This window comes from Chrysiogenia bacterium (assembly GCA_020434085.1).
GTDB lineage: Bacteria > JAGRBM01 > JAGRBM01 > JAGRBM01 > JAGRBM01 > JAGRBM01.
In genome coordinates this window covers 1-5,407 of the sequence record JAGRBM010000205.1, presented here as the reverse complement: position 1 = coordinate 5,407, position 5,407 = coordinate 1, and the positions used below count along the sequence as shown (strand labels likewise).

Genomic DNA, 5,407 nt, shown 5'->3' with positions numbered 1-5,407 from the left:
GATCTCGAAAAGGCGCGGCGCGGTGGGCGCGAGCTCGCCCTTATCCACGCGCGCCTGTACTCGGTGATGGAACAGGACGGCCTTGAATGGCCCGTGAGCAGCGAGTTCACGCGCGCGCGAGCGGAGAGCAATCGCGGGCACTATTTTCTCGACCCCTGGAACAATCCCTACTGGCTTTATGCGCGCGCCGATTCCGAAGTGGTGCTGGTTTATTCCTTCGGCGCAAACCGGAGGCGCGATGCATCGGTGGAGGAACTCGAAGCCGCCGCGCGCGGCGAGCCGGGGGAGGCGGTCATGCTCCCCGGCGACGACGCGGGCTTTCGCGCGCGACTGGGACGGTGATACACTGGCTAGCCGAGCCCCGAGAGGAAGGCCCTATGTTCGGACGGCGTGAGGGAGAGCGCGTCAAGGACGCCCCCATTGTTCGGCACATGTTGCCGTTCCTGATGCCTACGCGCACAGAATCGGCGGTCTATTTCGAGCAGCGACTCGACGTAACCGACGCGCTCGCCTGGCTCAAGACGCGCAGCAGCGGCGAGAACCCGCCCACCTTCTACCACGTCTTTCTGCTCGCCCTTGCGCGCACCCTGGCCCTGCGCCCCCAGCTCAACCGCTTCGTGGTGGGGCGCCGGCTCTATCAGCGCCGCAAGCTCGAGATCTCTTTTGTCGTGAAAAAGGCCTTCAATGACCGCGCGACCATGACGGCAGTGAAGGTGGTCTTCGACCCGCACGACACGCTGGAGAGCGCCGGTGCGCGCATCGCGGCGCAGATCGGCGTTGGACGCGGCGAGGCCAAGACCGCCACCGAGAAGGAGATGGGCATTGTCACCAGGCTCCCGCGCCTCATCCTCCAGGGATCCATGCGGCTGCAGCGCGTGCTCGACTACTTCAACCTCTGGCCCGCCGCCGCGATCGAGGGCGACCCCATGTATGCCAGCGCCTTCGTCGCGAATCTTGGCAGTGTTGGCCTCGACTCTGCCTACCACCACCTGTTCGAATACGGGACCTGCCCGCTGTTTGTGACGCTCGGAAAAATCGAGGAAGAGAACCGGTTGGCGAGCGATGGCAGTGTGGAGGCCCGCAAGGTCGTCTCGCTCAAATACAGCTTCGACGAGCGCATTGCCGACGGCTTCTACTGCGCGCGCAGCCTGGAACTCATCCGCGACTTCGTGGAGAACCCGGCCAAGCTCGAAGAGGCGCCGGAGCTCTAGCAGGATGGACAGGATTCGCAGGATTCAATCCTGAAGATCCTGCGAATCCATAATAAGTTGTTTCGCGAAGACTGCATCCGGTGTAGAAACAAATTATTGGAAGAATGTGCCTTTTTGGGAGGTGTCGTGATGATCATGCGAGGCTGGTGTGCGACGATGTGTCTGCTGCTAATCGTGTTAACGGCTGGCTGCGCGCTGCCGCGCGGCGGGAACGGAAATCTTCAGTCACTCGAGGACTATTGCCAGACGTCGGGATGTGAGCCTAGCCCGGGAGCCGTGAGCTCGCGCGGAAGCGGCGGTGCGGTGGTTCACCGCGGGGCACTGGTATTGCGGCTCGGGGAGAGCTGGAGTGTTCACGTGGATGAGCACGAGGGGTACCTGGTGCTCAAGGAGCCGGCGTCGGAAGATGCGGAGGGTCAGCTCTTCGTTTCCATGGAATACACGCCGGGAGTCGGGACAATGCTGACCGTTCGCAACCCCAGCAAAAAATTCCTGCGCTACCGGCTCGGGATCAGGACGGGGAGCAACGGAGCCTTCTGGTATACGAGCAGTTGTCCGGTGAATCCCGGAATTCTCGGGATTGAAACCTGGCCACAACGCATGGGGGAGGCAATGCTGACCGACCTGCAACTGCTCGACGAGAACGATCCCAGGACACGAATCTGTAACTAGGCATCGTCAGGGCTCACGAATCCCCGCGCGCTTTTCGATCTCCAGCGCCCAGCGGGCGAGTTTTTCGTTGTCCTTGGTGAGCACGTAGCCGCTGATGAGCTCGCGGCCTTCTTCTTCCCAGTGCACCTTGAGGACCGGCGCCCCGCCGGCCCACTGGCCCGCATGCCAGGTGCCGTAGCTGAGCTTTCGAATCTTCTCCCACGGCACGATGAGCGGCTTCTTCGTGAGCTTGCGCAGAAACCAGATGCCTTCCTCCGTAAGCTGCATCTCTCCCAGGCCGCGCGCAAGAAAACCGCCGGTGCGGTAGCGCTTCCACCACTTCTCACCGACGCTCGTGCCCGCATAGTGGGCCCGCTGCTTGTGCCAGGGATTCTCAGTCATTTTCAGAAGAAGAATCTGGAACCACAGATGAACACGGATGAACACAGATCCGGAGTCCGATTCATCCTGTCCTTCTTATCTGCGTTCATCCGTGGCCATCCGTGGTGAATTCTTTTCAGCCAAGAAAAGTCGTCCGCTCGGCCTGGAGCTCGTCCATCTTGGCCTGCATGCGCGAGGTGACGAGGTCATAGCCCGCCTGCAGGCGTTCTTTCTCGTCCTCGATGTGTCCCACCTCGGCGCGCATGTCGATAGGATCGAGGATCTCGAAAACGATCTTCGAGGGCAGCCAGGGAAACCCGAGCCAACTGTTGGCGAGCCACAGGGGCATGAACAATGGATTGGCCCTGCCGCGCGCGCTCTGGAAGAGCTTCCAGAGCATGAACAGGCTCTGCGGCGTAACCGGCAGGGTCTTCATCCGCATGGAGACATCGATGCCAAGGGCGTGGGCGATTCCCTCGCCGCGCGAGAAGATGAGCATCGTCTCCTCGGCGCCGCAGATGACGATGGGCGCGATGGGCACGCCGGTCTGGAGCGCGATGCGCACGAAGCCCTTGCGCTGGTCGAAATCGATTTTTCCGCGCTGGGAAAACGGACGCGAGGCCTCCCAGTCGCCGCCGGGAAAGACGAGCAGGTCTTTGCCCGCATTGAGCGTGCGCAGCGCCACCTCCGGCGCGGCGGGAACGGCGCCCACCCGGGGGAGCAGGTCCTTGACGCCCGGCACCTGGAAGACCATCCGGTGCGCCAGCCCGTGGGCCGGGCGAGAATGACCGAAGTGCTTCGCCCAGGCATAAATGAGCATGGGGATCTCCACCGTGCCCATGGCATTGTGGTTGGCCACGCAGAACACGGGCGGATTCTCCGGGAAGCGCTCGGCCCCGCGGAACTCGCAGCGGAAGTAGTACTTATAGAGAGGCTCCAGGTAGGGGAGCATCTTCTCGATGAGCTCGGGCGAGAAAGCCGGCGCGTGGGAGGCCAGCTCCTCCTCGGTGGGTTCGATCTCCTCGAACAGGAAGTGGCGCCAGGGCTCGGGAATGAGTTCGTAGAGCTTGGCGTCGAATCCCAGTGCGTCCATGTGGCCCTCTCCCGCGCCTCCGAAAACAGGGGCGCGCGTCGATCTCGCTTCCTTTGAGTCTATTGCCCGCCGCGCCGCGGGGGCAATGACCGGGATCAGGTGCTCACCTCTCCCTCTGGGAGAGGTCGCGCGCAGCGCGGGTGAGGGTTTCGGTGCGGCAGTGGCAGAACCCTCACCCTGACCCTCTCCCAGGGGGAGAGGGGGCCGGAGTTCGTATTCTTGCCCGGTGAATGCGATTCACAAATCACTGGACCATTTGGTACAGGCCCCATACCCTTCTTCTCAAGTGAGCAATCGGCGCCGCAGTCCATCGCGGGGCGAGCCCCCCGGACGCGGCAGCCCAGTGGAGGTTCCCCATGATCCGTGTGCAGACGGCCCCCGAGTTTTCCGAGCGCCTCAACCGCGCATCCATCAACAAACGCTGCTACCCCTGGGACAAGGATGTCATCGACTGGTCGGTGCCCATCACCGACGAGTACCTCTACGTGCCCGAGGAGTATTCAATCCTCTACGGCACGCCGGCGTGGGATCGGCTCGACTTCAAGGCGAAGAGCTTCGTCACCCGCTGGGAATTCACCCAGCTCATGCGCAACGCCGGCGCGGGCGAGCACCTGCTCAACCAGGCCATCCTCGCCGTGCTCCACCACACCGACCAGTACGACCCGGCCTGGCGCTTCATGCTCCACGAAGTGGCCGAAGAGTGCCAGCACATGGCCATGTTCAACCACTGGACGCGCCTCAACGCCGACATCAAGACCAAGGGCCTCGCAGGCGACAAGTGGGGCCTCATCGCCAGCATGCTCACGCCGTTCTTCGCCACCAAGGCGCCGGTGTTCTTCTGGATGCTCACCGCGCTCTTCGAAGTGACCGGCGACGACATGGCGCGCTGCCAGATGAAGAACGCCGCGGGCAACCTCCATCCCATCTGCCAGCAGATGGGCCGCGCCCACATGATCGAGGAAATCCGCCACATCGCCTTCGCGCAGGCGTGGATGGAAAACGCCATTCCGAAGATGAGCACATTCCAGCGCACGCTGCTGAGCGAGAGCGCCGAGCGCATTACTACCCAGGTGCTGCGCATCGGATTCCGGCTCCCCTACAGCAGCCAGATCGCAGATCACGTCAGCTATGCCGAATTCAAGGCCGGCATCCATAGCGAGCACCGCCGCGCCCTGTTCAACCGGCAGATCACGCCGACCATCAATGATCTCAAAGAAGTCGGCGTCATTCGAAAGAGTGCAATTCGCGCCTGGGAAGGCAAAGGCCTTCTCCAGGCGGCTGCGTGCTAGTCGCTGGGGCGGAACGCGAGCGAGAAAAGGGGCGAGCCGAAGGGCTCGCCCTTTTTCTTGCTTGCGCGACGTGATGCCTGCTGCATTCAGACCCCGTAAGCCGCCGCGTCAGCAATCACTGCTGCCATCGTGGCCGTGGACGTGCTCGTGCACGTGAACGGTTCCCTCCCCGCGGCGGGGAGGGGCAGGGAGGGGTTGTTTATGCCGGCTCGCAACAACGCCCTCCGGCCTTCCGCCACCTCCCCCGCCACAGGGGAGGAACACAAATCGTTCACGAGCACGTCCACGTCCACGCTCACGACAGCTGCGGAGACCCGACCTGAACAGCTGACGGGAATCGGCTACACTCCCCCCCACCATGAACCACAGCCCCGACATCGAAATCGATCCCGCCCGCGTGCCCGCACACCCGAAGGTGCTGAGCACCGACGCCATCAGCCCGGCGGGCTATGTGACCAGCATCCAGGCGACCCGCTTCGCGGGTTTCTTTCGGGAGGGGGAGCCCCCCGCGACCGGCGAGCAGCTCACGCGCTATGCCGAGCTCCTGAATCTCTACTACCCCACGCAGGTTCCAATCCTCGCGGCGAAGCTCGGCGCCAAGGGGATCCGGTGCGAGGTGGAGGCCGATGGTACCAGCCGCTTCAAGGTGGACGGGCTCACCGTCATCGAGATGGGCCCCCCGCGCGCGGTCCCCGGAGAGCCGGGCGTCACGCGGCGCATCGTCCGCCGCGGCCTGCTCATCCCCGCGCAGGACCAGTACCGCGGCCTCTTCGAAACAGGCG

General features: G+C 63.5%; 7 protein-coding genes. 5 read left to right on the top strand and 2 right to left on the bottom strand.

Annotation, left to right across the window (positions count from 1 at the left end; all coding sequences use genetic code 11):
- The 3 genes from KDH09_06795 to KDH09_06785 form a co-directional block, all read left to right on the top strand.
- A partial coding sequence (locus tag KDH09_06795; protein ID MCB0219386.1) for a hypothetical protein occupies positions 1-342 on the top strand: 342 nt, incomplete at its 5' end.
- Between the two features lie 35 nt (positions 343-377).
- A complete protein-coding gene (locus KDH09_06790) occupies positions 378-1,211 on the top strand; it encodes a 2-oxo acid dehydrogenase subunit E2 (protein MCB0219385.1) in 834 nt (277 codons plus the stop codon).
- A 276-nt stretch (positions 1,212-1,487) separates the two neighbouring features.
- Entirely contained in the window at positions 1,488-1,883 is a 396-nt protein-coding gene (locus KDH09_06785) for a hypothetical protein (GenBank protein MCB0219384.1), read from the top strand.
- A gap of 6 nt (positions 1,884-1,889) precedes the next feature.
- Here the strand turns inward: KDH09_06785 and KDH09_06780 are convergent, their stop codons facing one another.
- Together KDH09_06780 and KDH09_06775 are read right to left on the bottom strand one after the other, a co-directional pair.
- A complete protein-coding gene (locus tag KDH09_06780; protein MCB0219383.1) occupies positions 1,890-2,264 on the bottom strand; it encodes a hypothetical protein in 375 nt (124 codons plus the stop codon).
- Positions 2,265-2,379: 115 nt separating this feature from the next.
- Positions 2,380-3,336, bottom strand: coding sequence for an acyltransferase family protein (locus tag KDH09_06775; GenBank protein ID MCB0219382.1), 957 nt, complete (start codon positions 3,334-3,336; stop codon positions 2,380-2,382).
- A 356-nt stretch (positions 3,337-3,692) separates the two neighbouring features.
- Here KDH09_06775 and KDH09_06770 point away from each other — a divergent pair, with 356 nt between their 5' ends.
- Both KDH09_06770 and KDH09_06765 read left to right on the top strand, forming a co-directional pair.
- The gene (locus tag KDH09_06770; protein ID MCB0219381.1) at positions 3,693-4,625 is read left to right on the top strand and encodes a diiron oxygenase; all 933 of its coding nucleotides are present in this window, start codon (positions 3,693-3,695) and stop codon (positions 4,623-4,625) included.
- A gap of 358 nt (positions 4,626-4,983) precedes the next feature.
- Positions 4,984-5,407, top strand: a 424-nt coding sequence (locus KDH09_06765; protein MCB0219380.1) for a hypothetical protein, incomplete at its 3' end; no start/stop codon positions are given.